At 56.8% G+C, this 16,676-nt stretch carries 17 protein-coding genes and 2 pseudogenes; 9 read left to right on the top strand and 10 right to left on the bottom strand.

All coding sequences use genetic code 11. The annotated features are described in order from the left end of the window. Positions 1–89: 89 nt before the first annotated feature. Entirely contained in the window at positions 90–1,679 is a 1,590-nt protein-coding gene (locus tag ACYZUA_RS18755) for an ABC-F family ATPase (protein WP_080932037.1), read from the bottom strand. A gap of 496 nt (positions 1,680–2,175) precedes the next feature. On the opposite strand from ACYZUA_RS18755, the gene lpxO reads away from it, so the two are divergent. Then, a complete protein-coding gene (lpxO, locus tag ACYZUA_RS18750; RefSeq protein WP_461960075.1) occupies positions 2,176–3,075 on the top strand; it encodes a lipid A hydroxylase LpxO in 900 nt (299 codons plus the stop codon). 141 nt (positions 3,076–3,216) lie between these two features. On the opposite strand, the gene ku is transcribed toward lpxO, so the two are convergent. Next, positions 3,217–4,065 carry a non-homologous end joining protein Ku gene (ku, locus tag ACYZUA_RS18745; protein WP_461960074.1) on the bottom strand — a complete coding sequence of 283 codons (849 nt, stop codon included), beginning with the start codon at positions 4,063–4,065 and terminating at the stop codon, positions 3,217–3,219. Between the two features lie 203 nt (positions 4,066–4,268). On the opposite strand from ku, the gene ACYZUA_RS18740 reads away from it, so the two are divergent. Together ACYZUA_RS18740 and ACYZUA_RS18735 are read left to right on the top strand one after the other, a co-directional pair. Beyond that, positions 4,269–4,625, top strand: a complete 357-nt coding sequence (locus ACYZUA_RS18740) for a hypothetical protein (RefSeq protein ID WP_461960073.1) — start codon at positions 4,269–4,271, stop codon at positions 4,623–4,625. A 51-nt stretch (positions 4,626–4,676) separates the two neighbouring features. Then, positions 4,677–5,828, top strand: coding sequence for a PQQ-dependent sugar dehydrogenase (locus tag ACYZUA_RS18735; protein ID WP_461960072.1), 1,152 nt, complete (start codon positions 4,677–4,679; stop codon positions 5,826–5,828). 116 nt (positions 5,829–5,944) lie between these two features. Here the strand turns inward: ACYZUA_RS18735 and rimI are convergent, their stop codons facing one another. After that, positions 5,945–7,042: a ribosomal protein S18-alanine N-acetyltransferase gene (gene rimI, locus ACYZUA_RS18730; RefSeq protein WP_461960071.1), complete on the bottom strand. Its 1,098-nt coding sequence runs from the start codon at positions 7,040–7,042 to the stop codon at positions 5,945–5,947. Positions 7,043–7,134: 92 nt separating this feature from the next. Here rimI and ACYZUA_RS18725 point away from each other — a divergent pair, with 92 nt between their 5' ends. Together ACYZUA_RS18725 and ACYZUA_RS18720 are read left to right on the top strand one after the other, a co-directional pair. Further along, positions 7,135–8,709 carry a RimK family protein gene (locus tag ACYZUA_RS18725; protein ID WP_461960070.1) on the top strand — a complete coding sequence of 525 codons (1,575 nt, stop codon included), beginning with the start codon at positions 7,135–7,137 and terminating at the stop codon, positions 8,707–8,709. Between the two features lie 7 nt (positions 8,710–8,716). Continuing rightward, positions 8,717–9,640, top strand: a complete 924-nt coding sequence (locus ACYZUA_RS18720; protein ID WP_461960069.1) for a magnesium transporter CorA family protein — start codon at positions 8,717–8,719, stop codon at positions 9,638–9,640. Positions 9,641–9,768: 128 nt separating this feature from the next. On the opposite strand, the gene ACYZUA_RS18715 is transcribed toward ACYZUA_RS18720, so the two are convergent. Then, positions 9,769–10,104, bottom strand: coding sequence for a DUF2834 domain-containing protein (locus ACYZUA_RS18715; RefSeq protein WP_461960068.1), 336 nt, complete (start codon positions 10,102–10,104; stop codon positions 9,769–9,771). 247 nt (positions 10,105–10,351) lie between these two features. Between ACYZUA_RS18715 and ilvA the strand changes: the two are divergent. Next, positions 10,352–11,347: pseudogene (gene ilvA / locus ACYZUA_RS18710) on the top strand (threonine ammonia-lyase, biosynthetic); the annotation flags it as partial. 24 nt (positions 11,348–11,371) lie between these two features. Here the strand turns inward: ilvA and ACYZUA_RS18705 are convergent. Next, a complete protein-coding gene (locus ACYZUA_RS18705) occupies positions 11,372–11,677 on the bottom strand; it encodes an NIPSNAP family protein (protein ID WP_461960067.1) in 306 nt (101 codons plus the stop codon). A 29-nt stretch (positions 11,678–11,706) separates the two neighbouring features. Then, a complete protein-coding gene (eco, locus tag ACYZUA_RS18700; protein WP_461960066.1) occupies positions 11,707–12,189 on the bottom strand; it encodes a serine protease inhibitor ecotin in 483 nt (160 codons plus the stop codon). A 305-nt stretch (positions 12,190–12,494) separates the two neighbouring features. Between eco and ACYZUA_RS18695 the strand changes: the two genes are divergently transcribed. After that, positions 12,495–12,764, top strand: a complete 270-nt coding sequence (locus tag ACYZUA_RS18695; protein WP_461960065.1) for a DUF1652 domain-containing protein — start codon at positions 12,495–12,497, stop codon at positions 12,762–12,764. On the opposite strand, the gene ACYZUA_RS18690 is transcribed toward ACYZUA_RS18695, so the two are convergent. Further along, positions 12,761–13,156, bottom strand: coding sequence for a hypothetical protein (locus tag ACYZUA_RS18690; protein WP_461960064.1), 396 nt, complete (start codon positions 13,154–13,156; stop codon positions 12,761–12,763). The genes ACYZUA_RS18695 and ACYZUA_RS18690 overlap by 4 nt on opposite strands. A 91-nt stretch (positions 13,157–13,247) precedes the next feature. Next, entirely contained in the window at positions 13,248–13,517 is a 270-nt protein-coding gene (locus tag ACYZUA_RS18685) for a DUF2790 domain-containing protein (protein ID WP_461960063.1), read from the bottom strand. A gap of 590 nt (positions 13,518–14,107) precedes the next feature. Between ACYZUA_RS18685 and ACYZUA_RS18680 the strand changes: the two genes are divergently transcribed. Beyond that, positions 14,108–15,364: an IS256 family transposase gene (locus tag ACYZUA_RS18680; RefSeq protein ID WP_240890573.1), complete on the top strand. Its 1,257-nt coding sequence runs from the start codon at positions 14,108–14,110 to the stop codon at positions 15,362–15,364. A 34-nt stretch (positions 15,365–15,398) separates the two neighbouring features. Here ACYZUA_RS18680 and ACYZUA_RS18675 read toward each other — a convergent pair whose 3' ends face one another. Both ACYZUA_RS18675 and ACYZUA_RS18670 read right to left on the bottom strand, forming a co-directional pair. After that, a complete protein-coding gene (locus ACYZUA_RS18675; RefSeq protein ID WP_461964046.1) occupies positions 15,399–15,569 on the bottom strand; it encodes a pyocin S6 family toxin immunity protein in 171 nt (56 codons plus the stop codon). A 71-nt stretch (positions 15,570–15,640) separates the two neighbouring features. After that, a pseudogene (locus ACYZUA_RS18670) lies at positions 15,641–15,984 on the bottom strand (colicin E3/pyocin S6 family cytotoxin); the annotation flags it as partial. A gap of 410 nt (positions 15,985–16,394) precedes the next feature. Here ACYZUA_RS18670 and ACYZUA_RS18665 point away from each other — a divergent pair. Further along, positions 16,395–16,670: a metal/formaldehyde-sensitive transcriptional repressor gene (locus ACYZUA_RS18665; RefSeq protein WP_461960062.1), complete on the top strand. Its 276-nt coding sequence runs from the start codon at positions 16,395–16,397 to the stop codon at positions 16,668–16,670. Positions 16,671–16,676: the final 6 nt, after the last annotated feature.

Below are 16,676 nucleotides of genomic sequence, written 5' to 3'. Positions count from 1 at the left end.
CGAAGAGGCCCTCTGCACCGAAAAATATTCAGCCCTGAAATGCAAAAAGCCCTGTCACAAGGACAGGGCTTTTCAGTTTCAGCAGCTATTTAGAACACAACACCCTGGCTACGCAGGTAGTCGTCATAGGTGCCGCTGAAATCGATCACGCCGCTAGGGCTGAGTTCGATGATGCGGGTGGCCAGGGACGATACGAACTCACGGTCGTGGCTGACGAAGATCAGCGTGCCCGGGTAGTTCTCCAGCGCCAGGTTCAGCGCCTCGATGGATTCCATGTCCAAGTGGTTGGTCGGTTCGTCCATGATCAGCACGTTCGGCTTTTGCAGGATCAGCTTGCCGAACAGCATGCGACCTTGCTCACCACCGGAGATGACCTTGACCGACTTGAGGATCTCGTCGTTGGAGAACAGCATCCGGCCGAGGGTACCGCGAACGATTTGCTCGCCGCCCTGGGTCCATTGGCCCATCCAGTCGAACAGGTTGCAGTCGTCTTCGAAGTCGTGCGCGTGGTCCTGGGCGTAGTAGCCCAGTTCCGCGGCGTCGGTCCACTTCACGGTACCGGCATCCGGGGTCAGTTCGTTGACCAGGGTGCGCAGCAGGGTGGTTTTACCGATACCGTTCGGGCCGATGATCGCGACGCGCTCGCCAGCTTCAACCTGGAAGCTGAAGTCCTTGAACAGTGTCTTGCCGTCGAAGCCTTTGGCCATGCGCTCGACGATGACCGCCTGACGGTGCAGCTTCTTGGTTTGTTCGAAACGGATGAACGGGCTCACACGGCTCGAAGGCTTGACTTCGGCCAGCTGGATCTTGTCGATCGCCTTGGCGCGGGAGGTCGCTTGCTTGGCTTTCGAGGCGTTGGCCGAGAAGCGGCTGACGAACGATTGCAGTTCCGAGATCTGTGCTTTCTTCTTGGCGTTGTCCGACAGCAGTTGCTCGCGGGACTGGGTCGCCACGGTCATGTACTCGTCGTAGTTGCCCGGGAACAGGCGCAGCTCGCCGTAATCCAGGTCAGCCATGTGGGTGCACACGCTGTTCAGGAAGTGACGGTCGTGAGAGATGATGATCATCAGGCTGGAGCGCTGGGTCAGGATGTTTTCCAGCCAGCGGATGGTGTTGATGTCCAGGTGGTTGGTCGGTTCGTCGAGCAACAACACTTCAGGATCGGAGAACAGCGCCTGAGCCAGCAATACGCGCAGTTTCCAGCCTGGGGACACTTCGCTCATCGGGCCGAAGTGCTGCTCGATGCCGATACCCAGGCCCAGCAGCAATTCGCCAGCACGGGATTCGGCGGTGTAGCCGTCCATTTCGGCGAATTCGGTTTCCAGCTCGGCCACGGCCATGCCGTCTTCTTCGGTCATTTCCGGCAGCGAGTAGATGCGGTCGCGCTCGGCCTTGACCTTCCACAGCTCTTCGTGGCCCATGATCACGGTATCGATCACGGTGAATTCTTCGTAAGCGAACTGGTCCTGGCGCAACTTACCCAGACGCACGTTCGGCTCGAGCATGACCTGGCCGCCGGACGGCTCGAGGTCGCCACCGAGGATTTTCATGAAAGTCGACTTGCCGCAACCGTTGGCGCCGATCAGGCCGTAGCGGTTGCCCGCGGCGAATTTGACCGAAACGTTTTCGAATAGCGGCTTGGCGCCGAACTGCATCGTGATGTTAGCTGTAGAGATCAAAGGTTTTTCCTGCGAAGCATTCAGAGTAGCTAGGGTTGCGGCAGTACCGATTCAGTACCCGTTTCCGGTTTTCGAACCACAGGAAATGCATCCCGGTCAGAAGCGGAAGGTCCATCTGGCAATAAGTGGACAGCAGCATATGGAGCGCTTGGCCCGAGTCGAAGTGCGCTGAGACGGAGTTCATTCCCGTCATCAACCAAGGGGGGCGCGTAATGTTTGGCGGCGATTGTACTGGTCTGGCTCTTTAAACGATAGGGCGTTAAGGCCGCACGGCCATTTTGGCAGCATCAGTGGACAGATTTTCACATCTGCAGGTTAACTATTGGTTACAAACTATGGCTAGAATGCCATCTGTTACCAGATGCCGACAGGCGGCATAGGCTAAAGGACGTGCCATTCGGGTCCGCTATTTAGTATTCAGACGCTGCACAAGACCCTTGGGCCAGTGGGCCGGCAAGGGACGCAGTTTGTTCACTTCTGACGTGTGACGATTTTTGTGAAATTGATCATTGCCGCTATTTATGTTGTATCCATTGCGTACGTCCACTTGCGCGGACGCGTGCGCCACAAGCTGGGCCGCCAATTGAGCGACCACTCGACATTTCTGGCGCCGATCAATTGCTTCCTTTATATGTTCTCGAAAATCCCCAACAAGCCTTATCTCAACCCGGCCGACTTTCCTGATCTGAGTCCGTTGCAGGACCACTGGGAAGAAATTCGAGCCGAAGGCCAAAGCTTGCTCAGGACCGGGGAGATCAAGCGCTCGAATCAATATGATGACGTCGGCTTCAACTCGTTCTTCAAGACTGGCTGGAAACGTTTCTACCTGAAGTGGTACGGCGATAGCCACCCTTCGGCCATGAAACTCTGCCCGCGCACCACCGAACTGGTGCAAAACATCGGCTCGATCAAGGCCGCGATGTTCGCCGAGCTGCCACCGGGTTCGAAACTGGTGCGTCACCGCGATCCGTATGCCGGTTCCTATCGCTATCACCTGGGTCTGGAAACTCCGAACGATGCCGGTTGCTACATCAACGTCGATGGCGAGAACTACCACTGGCGCGACGGTGAAGCGGTCATGTTCGACGAGACCTTCATTCATTACGCCGAAAACACTACCGAGCAGAACCGCATCATTCTGTTCTGCGACGTAGAGCGGCCGATGAAGTATCGCTGGGCAGCGGCGTTCAATGGCTGGTTCAGCCGTAATGTGATGTCGGCGGCGGGCGCACCGAACGATGCGGGTGACAAGACCGGTGGTATCAACCGCTTGTTCGCCAAAATCTACAAGATTCGCCTGCACGGCAAAGCGCTGAAGAAGCGCAACCGCAAGCTTTATTACCTCGAAAAGTGGGCGATTTTTGGTGGCTTGCTGGCGATTTTCGTTCTGATCTGATCTGATCTGAGCTTTGCGTTACGTCGGAAGACGCCATCGCGAGCAGGCTCGCTCCCACACTGGATCTGAGTTGTACACAAATCCAGTGTGGGAGCGAGCCTGCTCGCGATGGGGCCATAACATTCACCGCACAACCTTCAATCAGCCACGAGAAGTCTTCGTGGCTTTTTTGCTTGCGGCCGGCTTCGTTTTGTCCGTGCTCTTGCCGCCGAGGCTGCGTTTAAGCAGCTCGGTCAGATCGATAACGTCTGCGGTTTTGCGCTCCTCTTCGCCCGTCGCCGTCTCGACATCTTCGATCTTTCCTTCGTTGGCCTTTTTCTCCACCAACGCCATGATCTTGTCTTCAAAACTGTCGCGGTAATCTTCGGGTTTCCAGTCGGCGCTCATGTCCTGAACCAGTCGTTTGGCCATATCGAGTTCACCTTTGGCCAGTTCGGGCTTGGTGACTTCACTGCCCAGTTCGAGGGTGTCCAGGCTTCGCACTTCTGCGGGCCAGCGCAGCATCACCAATACCATTGCCGATTCCAGCGGCATCAGCGCGGCGAGGTGCTGGCGCGTGTGCAGCACAACATGGGCCAGGGCGACTTTATTGGTCTTGCTTAACGTTTCGCGCAACAGCGCATAGACCTTGCCACCGCGTTTATCCGGGGCGAGGTAGTAGGGCGTATCAATGTTTTGCAGGGGAATCTGCTCGCTGTCGACAAAGGAAAAGATGTCGATGGTCTGAGTGGACAGCGGGTGCGCCGACTTGATTTCCTCTTCGCTGAGGACCACATACCGACCCTTTTCATACTGCACACCTTTAACGATGTGTTCCTTGGTCACTTCCTTGCCAGTGACCTTGTTGACGCGCTTGTAGCCCACCGGGTCCATGCTGCGACTGTCGAGCCAGTCGAAATCCACCCCTTGCGAGGACGTCGCCGAAACCAGCGCCACAGGGATATGCACCAGACCGAAACTGATCGCGCCTTTCCAGATTGCCCGTGCCATGGTCGTCTTCTCGCGAGTGATGTTCAGGTGACCTGCGGCCTGGCGCAAAAGTTTCAGTGGCTTGCGGCCCGGTCCTGTGGGGGATCTGCGGCGTACTCAACTTCGTGTTACATCTTGCCGGGGAGGTTTTAGTTAACAAATCCGAACCCCGGGCGTAGCGTGATATCGAAGTTCCTATCCACGCTGATGTCGAGAGGCTCCCCATGAACAGATTTGTGCTCGGCTGCACCGCGTTGGCGTTGAGTGGCTGGCTGAGCAATCTGGCCCAGGCCGACACCGCGCCGCCACCTTCTTCACTGCTGTTGGCCCAGAGCCCGACAGGCAACGCCAGCAATCCTTACAACAGCCCGATTCGCCGGGCCAATCCCAACAGCATGCAAGGCACTCAACCCAGCGCGCCGGCCATCCGCGGGCCGAACACAGTGCCGGTGCCGAGGCCACCGACGCTTGATAATGGTGGCATCGGCAACCGCTATCCTCAGGGCCGGTCGCCTCCCGCTACATCACCGAAATTCATTCCCAATCCGCCTCATCGAGACGCAGACACCAGCAACCGTTGAACGGCACTACGATGTTCTTGCCAGCCATTCGAACGACAAAAGGAATCGTGCATGTTGCGTAAAACCCTTCTGGCCACACTGTGTGCCAGCGCACTGGTCAGCGCCACCACGCCCGTTTTTGCGGCGCCAACCCAGAATCTGAAAAGCGAACAGGGCACCCTCGAGGTGACGCCGATTACCAGAGGGCTCGAACATCCCTGGGCCTTGGCGTTTCTTCCCGATCGCCAAGGGATGCTGGTGACCGAACGGCCCGGCAACCTGCGGGTGATCAGCGCCGACGGTAAACTTTCCGCACCGCTCAGTGGCGTGCCAAAGGTCTGGGCCAAGGGGCAGGGCGGCTTGCTCGACGTGGTGTTGTCACCCGACTTCAAGCAAGACCGCACGGTCTATCTGTCGTATGCCGAAGGCGGTGGTGAGGGCGGTAAGGCCGGGACAGCGGTTGGTCGCGGACGTCTGTCTGACGACCTGACGGCCATCAAGGATTTCAAAGTGATCTTCCGCCAGGAGCCCAAGCTTTCGCTCGGTAACCACTTTGGTTCGCGTCTGGTGTTCGACCGCGACGGCTATCTGTTCATCACCCTTGGCGAGAACAACGACCGGCCGACTGCTCAGGACCTCGACAAGCTGCAAGGCAAGGTCGTGCGGATCTACCCGGACGGCAAGGTGCCGGATGACAACCCCTTTGTCGGTCAGGCCGGCGTACGCCCGGAAATCTGGTCCTACGGCCAGCGCAATCCGCAAGGCGCGGCGCTCAATCCCTGGACCGGCACCCTCTGGGAAAACGAACACGGTCCCCAGGGGGGCGATGAAATCAACATCATCGAGCGTGGCAAGAACTATGGCTGGCCGATGGCAACCCATGGCATCAACTATTCCGGCCAGCCGATTCCGGAAGCCACGGGCAAGACCGCCGAAGGCACAGTCGCCCCCCGCCATGTCTGGGAACAGTCCCCCGGCCTTAGCGGCATGGCGTTCTACGACGCTGATCGCTTCAAGGCCTGGCAGCACAACGTGTTTATCGGCGCGTTAGTGAGCCAGGAGTTGATCCGCTTGCAGTTCGATGGCGACAAGGTCGTTCACGAAGAGCGATTGCTGGGCGAGCTCAACAAACGCATTCGCGATGTACGGCAAGGGCCGGATGGGTATTTGTATGTGTTGACCGATGAAGACGACGGAGTGTTGTACAAAATCGGACTGAAGTAACCGGTACCTGTAATTGAATGGACTCGCCCACGCCGAGGCGTCAATGCGCCACGGTGGCAGTCTAAACAGCCAACGACAGCGAGGGCGAGTCCATTCAATTACAGGGATTGTGAAACTCACGTTCGGGCGTACAGGATCACCGCCGCCCGAAGCTTGCCCCGACCGAAACTGCACATCTTGTCGAACTCCCCATGACTGACCGGTAAATGCTGGCAGTCCATGGGTTGGCGATGCTGGCTGTGGTCGACATCCGGGTCATGCAGGTAGACGAACTCTTCATCGCAATCGGTGACGATCACCCAATGCGGCGATTTGGAGCGGGTCAGTCGATAGCTGCTGATGAGCACCAGCGGTTGTCCGCCACCGTTCAATAAACCCGGAAGATCCAGAGGCCCCCCGATCACCTGTTCGACGTCAGTGGTGTGCAACTGCACCGTAAACTCCTCGTGCACCAGGCGCATTACCTCTTTTTTATGCGCATCGCGTACGCCATCGAGAAACAGTGGCCCGGTCATGCTCAGTTGCAATCGCACCCGAAGCCCTCGTCGCCATGCCGCCAGCGCCAGGCCTTGAGGGCTGCAGCCACCATGGCCGGAGGTCATGAACACGGTGGTTGCCTCCCGCCAGATCTGCAGTTCTTCACGACGCTCCAGCACTCGATCATCCTGCAGCGCGCCCATGGCCATCAGCAGGCAGGCCGGGCCGCAGGTGAAATCGGTGGTCTGCCGATACCAGGGCACCTTGATGTTGCGCGAGTCGCGGTGCTGGAGGATGCGCTTCTCCAGCCGCAGCGCGTCGGCATGGTCCTGGTAATAGTCGTGAACCAGGGCAAAGCGTCGGTAACCGTTGCGCTCGTACAGGGCAATTGCCGTCGGGTTGTCGATGCGTACTTCCAGCCGCAGGTAGGCGCAGTCGTGTTCAAGGGCGCAGGCCTCGATGCGTTGGAGCAATTGCTTGCCCAGGCCGCTGCCGCGAGCTTCGGGGGCGATCGCAATTGAGTAAAGGCGCGCCAGCGACGTACCCCGGTGAAACAGCACCACGGCGTAACCGACGAGGTGCTCGCCACGCTGGGCCACCAGCAGTTGCCCGTGGGCTCGCGTGATCATCCACTGAAAACTGCGACGGTTAAGCCGATCCGTGGTGAAACAGTGTTGTTCAAGTTCCAGCAATGCCGGCAAGTCTTCAATCACCGCCAGGCGAAAAACCAGATTCATATGACCACCGTAAAAGTTGCGTAACGAAACGAGACTTTCTAAAAAGTTCGTGCTTAATAGGAAAGGTCTTGTTCTCCAACGGATCAATCACTATGTCAGCGGTACAGGGTCATTGGCGCGAAGTATCCGAGCAAACTTTGCCGGCGGCAACTTATTTAAATGACGGTGTTAGAACGTCCAGTCAGTTGATTATCATCGTCGAACGCAAGGAAGACTGGACCTCCTACTTCCCCAGTGAAGACATCGTCAGCGCGCAGGAATACCTTGAGAAACCCCGGGCCAACGAGCAGGGCAAGCGGGTGCAGGTGATCAATCTGTGCCGCAGCTACAAGTACCTGGGGCACGGTTACTACTGCTCGCTGCTGGCCGAAGCCCGTGGGCACAAGGTGATTCCGTCGGTGCGGACCATCAGCGAACTGACTCGAAAATCCTTGTACGGCCTGGCCCTGGATGATCTGGATAAAACCCTGGAAAAAGCCCTCAGTCATCATCTTTACAGCGATACCGAAGGCTTTACCCTGACGCTGTACTTTGGCAAGACTCATATCGAGCCATTGCAGGATCTGGCACGACAGATATTTGAAGTCTTCCCGTGTCCGATATTGTTAGTTGAGTTTCGTCGAACTAACGGCTGGCACATTGAAGGGATAAAGTCCGGCGCCATACATAAGTTGCGCGACGATCAGGAAGACCAGTTCGCCCACTCACTCGACAGTTTCAGTCGCAAGATCTGGCGCGTACCGCGTTCCCGGCGGTTGGCCCGTTATGACCTGGCCATCCTGCACGATCCTCAGGAAGCGTTGCCGCCGTCGAATGCCAAGGCGCTGGACAACTTCGTCAGGGTTGGCAAGACGTTGGGCATCGACGTCGAGCTGATCGAGCGCAAGGACTACGCACGCATCGCCGAATACGACGGGCTGCTGATCCGGGAGACGACCAGCGTCGACAACCACACCTACCGTTTTGCCAAGAAAGCCGAGAGCGAAGGGCTGGTGGTGATGGACGACCCGGCGTCGATTCTGCGTTGCACCAACAAGGTCTATCTGACCGACTTGCTAAAGAGCCATCAACTGGGCATGCCCGCCACCGAGATTCTCTATAAGGAGCGACCGGAAGATTTTGAGCGGGTCGGCGAGCGCCTCGGTTTCCCGTTGGTATTGAAGATCCCCGACGGCTGTTTCTCTCGGGGGGTGATCAAGGTCGAAAGCCAGCAAGCCTTGCTCGAAGCCACGGCCGAACTGTTCGAGCATTCGGTGCTATTGCTGGCTCAGGAATTCTTCTACACCGAATACGACTGGCGTATCGGCGTGCTCAACCGCAAACCCATCTTTGCCTGCCAGTACTTCATGTCCAAGGGCCATTGGCAGATCTACAACCACAAGGCCAAGGGCCAGGACATCAACGGCGAATGCCGCACCCTGGCGGTTCACGAAGCACCGCGGGCGGTGGTGGAGCTGGCGGTGAAGACCGCAAACCTGATCGGCGATGGCCTCTACGGTGTCGACCTCAAGCAGTCCGGCGACAAAGTGGTGGTGATCGAGGTCAACGACAATCCCAACATGGACGCCGGCATCGAAGACGCTTACTTGCAGGACGATCTGTATTCACTGGTGCTGGAAGAGTTCGTCCGTCGCCTGGAACTCAAGCGCCGCGGCCAGGCCTGGTGAGCGGCGGATGATCAAGCGCTTTCAACTGAGCCACGGCGCCCTGCAAGCGGTCGAACAGCTGGACGCCGACGTGATGTTGTTCAGCAATCCTGATGCGGCCGAACGGGATCTGCTGCACAGCCATTTCAAAGTTGATGAACACGCGCTGGCCTCGGCCCTGGACCCCGACGAGGTGTCACGCATTGAGTTTCACCCGGACAACCTGTTCCTGATCTGGAAACGCCCGGAAAACTATTCCGGTGCCGGCAGCCTAGCCTTCGAAGTGTCGTCCTGCGGTTTGCTGTTTTCCGAGCATCGTTTGCTGGTGATCGCCACCGACGACTCGCCGCTCAGTGGCCTGGGCATGCGCCAACCTCTGAACACGCCGCTGGATGTGTTGCTCGACCTGTTGTTCAACAACATCCATCACTATTTGGGTCACCTGAAGGTGATCAAGCTGGTTGCCCGGGAGTTGCAGCAGAAATTCAACGCGTCGATGCAGAACCAGCACCTGATCCAGATGTTCAACCTCAGCGAAAGCCTGATCTATTACATCAACGCGATTCACAGCAACGGTGCAGTCCTGACCCGCTTGCGCAATCACGCGGCAAAGGAACACTTCAGCGCCGAAGCCATTGGCCTGATCGACGACCTGATCATCGAAAACAACCAGTGCTACAAACAGGCGGAAATCTACTCCACGGTGTTCTCCGGGCTGATCGACGCCCGGGGCAACCTGATGAACAACAGCATGAACAACCTGTTGCGCAAACTGACATTGATCAACGTGGTGTTTCTGCCGCTGAACCTGATTGCAAGTATCGGCGGCATGTCCGAGTTCAGCATGATGACGGCGGGCGTGCCGTGGTGGGTTTCGTATCCGCTGTTTCTGACCGCGATGATAGTGGGGGCTGGAGTGATGGTGCTCGGGCTCAGGCGCTTGGCTAAGTAACTTCGGTGGCTGTGAAGATTGCCATCGCGAGCAGGCTCGCCCCCACACTGGATCTGTGGCGTTCACAAGACCCCTGTAGGAGCGAGCTTGCTCGCGAAGGCAATCTCAAAATCACAATAGTTCCGGGATCAAACTCCTTGGCTTGCATCGACAGGATCTTTACGGCTTTGCAGCCCCCGAACCACCAAATACAACAACGGCCCAACCGACACGAAAATCGCAGTAAGCAAAAGATACGGAATCACCGCCAACCCCGACCATCCGCGTTTACGCGCATCTCGGTACATCCAGATGCCCGCAAGCGTCGCCAGCAGGTACAAATCAATCACTACCTGCGCCGTGTCGGGGCGCGACATCAGGCTGATGCCGAAGTCGATCAATGACTGTTCGGCCTGAAGCATCACCGAAACGGTGTAGCCGGCGAACGCAATCAGGGCAATGAGGGGCAGGGCGACAGACTTCATGGTTTCCTTCCTTGGGACGATGAGCGAGTCGTCAGCCTACAGAGGCCGAGTAAAATTGGCCATTGACTTGCCATCAGCGCCCGGCTAATTTTCGGACATGACTTCCACTGTATTGCGCTGCCAGCCAAGCATTATTACCGCCATTCCTTATTTGGCGGGCTAGCTCACGACTGCAGCACCCAACCCGCCCTCGAGGCGGGTTTTTACTTTCTGTCTCCTGGGTTCCGATCAAAGCCAGGAGACGACCATGAGCACGACCACCGCCCAGCAGACCTTGCTTGAGCACTACGTGAAAAAGATCCTCGCCGCGCCGGTGTATGAGCTCGCGGTGCGTACGCCGCTGCAACCGGCGCCAGCGTTGTCCGAGACGCTCGGCAATCAGATCCTGCTCAAGCGCGAAGACCTGCAACCGACTTTTTCCTTCAAGATCCGCGGTGCCTACAACAAACTGGTGCAGTTGAGCGATGAGCAAAAGGCACGTGGCGTGATCACCGCTTCGGCGGGCAATCATGCTCAGGGCGTGGCGCTGGCGGCGCGTGAATTGGGAATCGCCGCGACCATTGTGATGCCGTGCACAACGCCGGAACTGAAGGTGCTTGGCGTACACAGTCGGGGCGCCGACGCCGTGCTGCACGGTGAGAGTTTTCCGTTTGCGCTGGAATATGCACTGAACCTGGCGCGGCAAACCGGTCGCAGCTTTGTCTCGCCGTTCGACGACCCTGACGTGATCGCGGGGCAGGGCACCGTCGCCATGGAAATCCTGCGCCAACATCAAGGTCCGCTAGACGCGATCTTCGTCCCGGTGGGCGGCGGTGGTTTGATCGCCGGTATCGCGGCGTACGTCAAATACCTGCGACCAGAAGTCCGTATCATCGGCGTCGAGTCGGAGCATTCCGCCTGTTTATATGCGGCATTGCGGGCCGGCGAGCGAGTTGTCCTGTCGAACGTAGGCACTTTCGCCGACGGTGTGGCCGTCGCCCAGATCGGAGCTTATGGTTTCGAGGTCTGCCGGTTTTGCGTCGACGAGGTGCTGACCGTCAGCAACGACGAACTCTGCGCCGCCATCAAGAATATCTACGACGATACCCGCTCGATCACCGAACCTTCCGGTGCCTTGGCCGTGGCCGGAATCAAAAAATACGTGGCGCAAACCGGTGCCCGTGGCCAGACACTGGTAGCTATCGATTCGGGTGCCAATATCAATTTCGACAGTTTGCGCCATGTCGCCGAGCGCGCCGCAATGAGCGGCGCCCCGGTGTAAACGGTGTCAGGCCAGCAGCGGGCGCAGGAAGGTCCGCTCGTAACTGACGATAAACTTCTTCTCGACCAGTGAAGCTACGAGCGCGGTGCTTTCGGCGTCAGTCATCGCGACATGCCGGTAGCTTTCGTAGTCCGCCAGCGAAGGAAAGCTGAACAGGCAGTAGGCGATATTGCTCGCGCCCTCGGAAGGCAGGAAGTACCCGTGGTGTGTACCGCCCAAACGCTCGACGATGCCGAGCCAGGCCTTGGCGTAGGCTTCGAATTCGCTGAGTTGATACGGATCGATCACATATTTGACGTGGCAGGTAATCAAAATGGCGCTCCTGTAACGGGATAGAACGGTTATTCCTGGACGGCTTTCTCGACCTTGCTCGATGCCGACCAGATCCGGTAGCGGACTTCGACGTCTTTCGGTACGTAGAGCACGATCGGCAGTTTGCTGTTGTAGCGCAGCATGAAACCGTCACCGACCACCGGCACAAAGTCCTTTTTACTTTTGCCGTCCGGGCAGGCCATCAGCGTACTCATCGGGCCGATGACTTTTTCCAGACGGTAGAACGGGTAGCCCCAGCCTTCGAGGTTTTTCTCCTCGAGAATGCCGCCCAGGCGTTGGCGATTGCAGTCGACGGTCAGGGTTTTGCCGGCGAGGATTTCGACCTGGTAGCCGTCTTCCTGAGTCTGCGGGGCAAGGTGAATGACCTGGCGGATGAAACCGCTCTCAGCCTTGGGGAATGGCGCGACTTTTTCGAGTTTCGCGGCGTGAGCGATGGTCGACAGCCCGGCCAAAATCAGCCCGACGGTAGTGATATAGGTCAAAGAACCCATGATGCCTCCTTGCGTGTGTGTGGGGTCGGCGGATACTGATTTGATTGGCCGCATTCTTACTGGCGTCGTCGGCCAATGCAAACTTGTCGCTGGACGTATGCAAATTGCAGGGGCAGCACAACGCCTTTCTTGCATATTGCATGAGGCCATTTAGCAGTCGTTTGGCTAAATCGTTGATTTACCGATGAGCTGCAGGGCGAAATTCTGGGCATGTTTTATGCTGTAGCTGGTCTTAAGCTGACCGGAATTTCATTGAGTCAGTATCGATAGTTAATTGGCAGTCTCACATTCAGGAGAGGGTCGCCATGTTTCTTTCTGCCTTGGAACTTCGCAATATCATTGAAAGCAGTTTTCTGCCGAAACGTTGTCAATGCACGCTGTCGCCGGACCTGTCGATGACCGTCAAGGTGTATTCCGATCGTGAAACCGATCACCTCGATCTAATGAAAACAGGAATAAATGCCAAACAGCTAAATGGTTGTCGAGAAATCAATAACCTGATCGCTGAACTGCGCTCTGACATGCAGCACCAGACCATTGCCGAGAATGTTCATCCAGACAAAAAAGCGCTTTAACCCACGGTTTCGAGTTCCATCGACACGCGTTTGGTCTGGAGAAACGCCAGGCCCAGCGCCAGTTCGACCACCACCGCCAGCAAAATGCCCGGACCGGCATGGCCATTGAGCCATTCGCCGAAGCCCAGTGCTGCCAGCCCCCAGCAGCCGACCATGAAACCATTGGTCAACGCATTGCGGGTGATCGAAGGCGACTCGTTTCGAACCAGATAAAACATCAAGCCCAATGCCGCAAACAGCATTGCGCTGCGCCGCGCAACAACGCCCACCGCCAACGAGTATTCGAGCCCCCAGATTGACAGCAACCAGTCGGGCATCAAACCCCAGACCAGGGCCAGCAAAAAGCACAGAAGGGAAGTGAAGGTCGACAAGGCACGAAACGATAACTGCATGGCGAATCCTTGCGGCAGTGGGGGGAGGCGCAGAGCATAGCGCCAGAACCCCTCACAGGAATACCGCAACGTGTCGAATCAGACCTTTCAGTCAGTTCTGATAACTGCAAGCGTCGGAAAGTTTACGGTAGGAGATTTCCGCAGGCTTGCCCGAGGTGCTATCGATGTACTTCATGTCGGCTGTGACCACTTTGCAGTCCAGCGTCGACGGTTCGGTCAAGGTAATGACCTTGCCCACGTGCAGCGGCATACCGTAGTGGTACGGCACCGCCTGGGAGCTCGAAGTGTCATTGGCCTGGGCCAGGCCGGCAAACGCGGTGCCGGCGAGGGCGGTGGTGATCAGCAAGGTGCGCATGTTCATGAACGATCTCCGATGCAGGCTTAAAGTCAGCTCGACGTTTAGGCGTCGAACCTGCCGCACTGGGCGTCAGAGAACTCTGAGGGCGTGCGGTCCAGTAAAGTTTTGGACCGCGGGGTTAAGCGATGGTTAACCCGACTGAATGCCGCCTGTCGTGAGGAGGTTTCTGTCAGAGGTTTCATGTAGGTAAAAAAACTGAGGGAGCTTCGGCGTGTTCCTACACGCTCGGACTCTTTGTCGTCTTTCGCCGGCAGGCTACCAGCGTTTACTGTTTGACCTCGCTGCAAAATCAGCGAGCAGGTTTGGTCACCTGATATCCCGCACACATATGTGCCATCATTCGCCCTGCGGACATCTTTGTCTTCGTTGTGCGTTGTTATGGCGGCTGTGTGCTGGACGCCTTCGGGCGAGCCGAGTTGTGCGGGTTATCGGTTGACCAAGCCTGTACACAGTCCGCCTCCATCGTTTGGTCACGGTGCTGACGGTTACTTAACTAACGTATGAGTAATTCTTATGCCAACGTTCAACGAGGGTGTAATTAGTTTTGTGTAAACGGTCATTTGGCAGGAGACTGCCTACCCCAAGGAAATCCAATGACCGAGCCAAAACCCAAGCGCGCCAAACGAGTCAAGCCTGATCCTGAACTGGTTAAACTGGCCGACAGTCTGCTGGCCAACTACAAAAAGCCCGAAGATCTGATCGGCGAAAACGGCCTGCTCAAACAGCTCACCAAGATGCTGGTGGAGCGGGCCCTTGAAACCGAGATGACCGAACACTTGGGGCACGACAAAAGCGCAGCGATCACCAACACCGCCGCCAATGCGCGCAACGGTCACAGCGGTAAAACCCTGAAGGGCGACTTCGGCGAACTGCCGCTCGACATCCCTCGCGACCGGCAGGCGTCCTTCGAGCCGCAGTTGGTGGCCAAGCATCAAACCCGCTGGACGGGCTTCGATGACAAAGTCATCTCTCTCTACGCTCGCGGTTTGAGTGTCAGAGAAATCCAGGCTCACTTACAGGAAATGTACGGCACAGAGGTCTCTCCCAGCCTGATCTCGGCGATTACCGACGCGGTGAGTGACGAGGTCAAGCTGTGGCAAGCCAGACCACTGGACGCGCTGTACCCGATCCTCTATCTGGACTGCATTCACGTCAAAGTGCGTGACGCTGGCGCCGTGCGCAACAAGGCGGTTTACCTGGCTATCGGCGTCAATATGGCCGGTCACAAGGAAGTGCTGGGTCTGTGGATCGCTCAAACCGAAGGCGCGAAGTTCTGGCTGCAAGTGGTGACCGAACTCAAGAATCGGGGCGTGCAGGACATCTTCATCGCCTGCGTGGACGGTCTCAAAGGTTTCCCTGAAGCCATTGAAGCCGTCTACCCAAAAGCCGTCGTTCAGCTGTGCATCGTGCACATGGTGCGCAACAGCTTGAACTTCGTGTCGTGGAAAAAGCAGCGAGAGGTGGCGGCTGATCTCAAACTGATTTACACCTCGGCAACCGCCGAATTGGCCGAACAACGACTCTGCGAATTTGAAGCCAAATGGGATGCCGAGTACCAGTCGATCAGCCTGTCATGGCGGCGAAACTGGGCTCGGGTGATCCCGTTTTTTGACTATCCAGCCGAAATTCGCAAGGTGATTTACACCACCAATGCCATCGAATCGATCAACATGAGCCTGCGCAAAGTGATCAAAACGCGCGCCTCATTTCCGACCGATGACGCGGTGATGAAACTGTTTTATCTGGCGCTGAACAACATCAGCAAGAAGTGGACGATGCCGATCCGGGACTGGAAAGCGGCCTTGAATCGCTTCAGTATCCAGTTCGAAGATCGGCTGTTAACGGTTTAATAAAAATCCCGTTTACACAAAATCTAGGACACCCTCATTCCCGCACCCCTATGAAGAGGTCCAAATCAGTCGGTAACTGCTCATTGAGAGCTATAGCAACTTGTTGGACTTGCTCGCCAGTCAGTAGCCATTCCCCATCCGCGCTTTCATCAAGACTTCTCCAACCTAGAACATCCATTACCGCGACTTCAAACTCAGGTCGTATTTTAAGGAGTCGTCCTCGTCACTGTCTTTTAAAAATCCACTAATCCATAAAAACACAAATAGCCTCTTTATTTACTTCTCGGTGGTTCTGCCGGGTTTTGCGGGGTCTATCTGTTCACCTGTTTCGTGGTTGAACTCGCCAAGATGCTTACCTTGCTTGTCATAGACCTCTAATGCGCCTGTCTTGCTGTCCCATTCATATATTCGCCCCTTTAGGTCTTTTCCACCGACTGCGCCGGGTTGACGATGATGTTGTCTGCCTGTTCAGTAGGCGGATAAATCAAGATTTGCGGGGCTTGCGGGGCACTCTCTAGTGGAGGGATACCTGAAGTGCTGGACGGATCAACCGCTGGCGTCCATATCAGTGTTACGCCATTACCAAAATCAGCCACTTGCTGAGAGCCTTGTGCAACGAACTACACGACAGGACCTTCCAAGGAGGGGAACTTGTACTTCACGCTTTCGAGTGTCGGGAGCACCACTTTCGTATCCAGATCGCCATACCTGCGGGCTAAATGGCCAAGAGCTGTGATGGCTGATGCTGCAATCGACTCGGTCTCACTTGCTAGGTACTTGAGGCAGGTGTTCTGAGCCCAGGTTTTGTCCTGCTCATTCAGGCGAAGCCGGTGCAGATGGTTTATCCACGCTCGCGCAAATCACTGCCCAAGTTGAAAGCCTTTATCGAATTTGTTGCGCAGCGACTGGCACGACCGTTGCGGATACGGATTTTTCAGCAGGGTTTCGATAGGTTCTCGCTGATTGTCGTCTTGCCAGTTGTACCGGGATCAGTGACTATGTGCGCCATATAGGGGTAGGGGGTATAGGTATGGCGCACATCCACGAACACAAAGATGACTTGCTCAACCGGGTTCGGCGCATTTCAGGTCAGGTCCAGGCCATAGAGCGGGCGCTTGAGTCCGATGCCGATTGCGCCAAGACCTTGCATCTGGTCGCGGCTGTCCGCGGTGCGGTTAACGGTTTGATGGATCAGTTCATCGAGGCCCACGCCCGTGAACACGTCGCACGTCCTGGCCTCAGCGACGAAGAGCGCGCCGAAGGCCTGGAAGAGTTGCTGCAAGCCATCCGTCGTTACTCGAAATAGAGATCC

This window comes from Pseudomonas sp. LS2P72 (assembly GCF_054897865.1).
The sequence above is the reverse complement of the archived record's forward strand: the minus strand, read 5'-3'. Positions and strand labels throughout refer to the sequence as shown.

What these genes read in the sequence shown, in the direction of transcription:
- ACYZUA_RS18725 (WP_461960070.1), top strand. Translation starts at nt 7,135, where the DNA reads ATGTCAGCGGTACAGGGTCATTGGCGCGAAGTATCCGAGCAAACTTTG.
- ACYZUA_RS18665 (WP_461960062.1), top strand. Translation starts at nt 16,395, where the DNA reads ATGGCGCACATCCACGAACACAAAGATGACTTGCTCAACCGGGTTCGG.
- ACYZUA_RS18740 (WP_461960073.1), top strand. Translation starts at nt 4,269, where the DNA reads ATGAACAGATTTGTGCTCGGCTGCACCGCGTTGGCGTTGAGTGGCTGG.
- ku (WP_461960074.1), bottom strand. Translation starts at nt 4,065, where the DNA reads ATGGCACGGGCAATCTGGAAAGGCGCGATCAGTTTCGGTCTGGTGCAT.
- ACYZUA_RS18735 (WP_461960072.1), top strand. Translation starts at nt 4,677, where the DNA reads ATGTTGCGTAAAACCCTTCTGGCCACACTGTGTGCCAGCGCACTGGTC.
- rimI (WP_461960071.1), bottom strand. Translation starts at nt 7,042, where the DNA reads ATGAATCTGGTTTTTCGCCTGGCGGTGATTGAAGACTTGCCGGCATTG.
- ACYZUA_RS18695 (WP_461960065.1), top strand. Translation starts at nt 12,495, where the DNA reads ATGTTTCTTTCTGCCTTGGAACTTCGCAATATCATTGAAAGCAGTTTT.
- eco (WP_461960066.1), bottom strand. Translation starts at nt 12,189, where the DNA reads ATGGGTTCTTTGACCTATATCACTACCGTCGGGCTGATTTTGGCCGGG.
- ACYZUA_RS18715 (WP_461960068.1), bottom strand. Translation starts at nt 10,104, where the DNA reads ATGAAGTCTGTCGCCCTGCCCCTCATTGCCCTGATTGCGTTCGCCGGC.
- ACYZUA_RS18680 (WP_240890573.1), top strand. Translation starts at nt 14,108, where the DNA reads ATGACCGAGCCAAAACCCAAGCGCGCCAAACGAGTCAAGCCTGATCCT.
- ACYZUA_RS18720 (WP_461960069.1), top strand. Translation starts at nt 8,717, where the DNA reads ATGATCAAGCGCTTTCAACTGAGCCACGGCGCCCTGCAAGCGGTCGAA.
- ACYZUA_RS18685 (WP_461960063.1), bottom strand. Translation starts at nt 13,517, where the DNA reads ATGAACATGCGCACCTTGCTGATCACCACCGCCCTCGCCGGCACCGCG.
- ACYZUA_RS18690 (WP_461960064.1), bottom strand. Translation starts at nt 13,156, where the DNA reads ATGCAGTTATCGTTTCGTGCCTTGTCGACCTTCACTTCCCTTCTGTGC.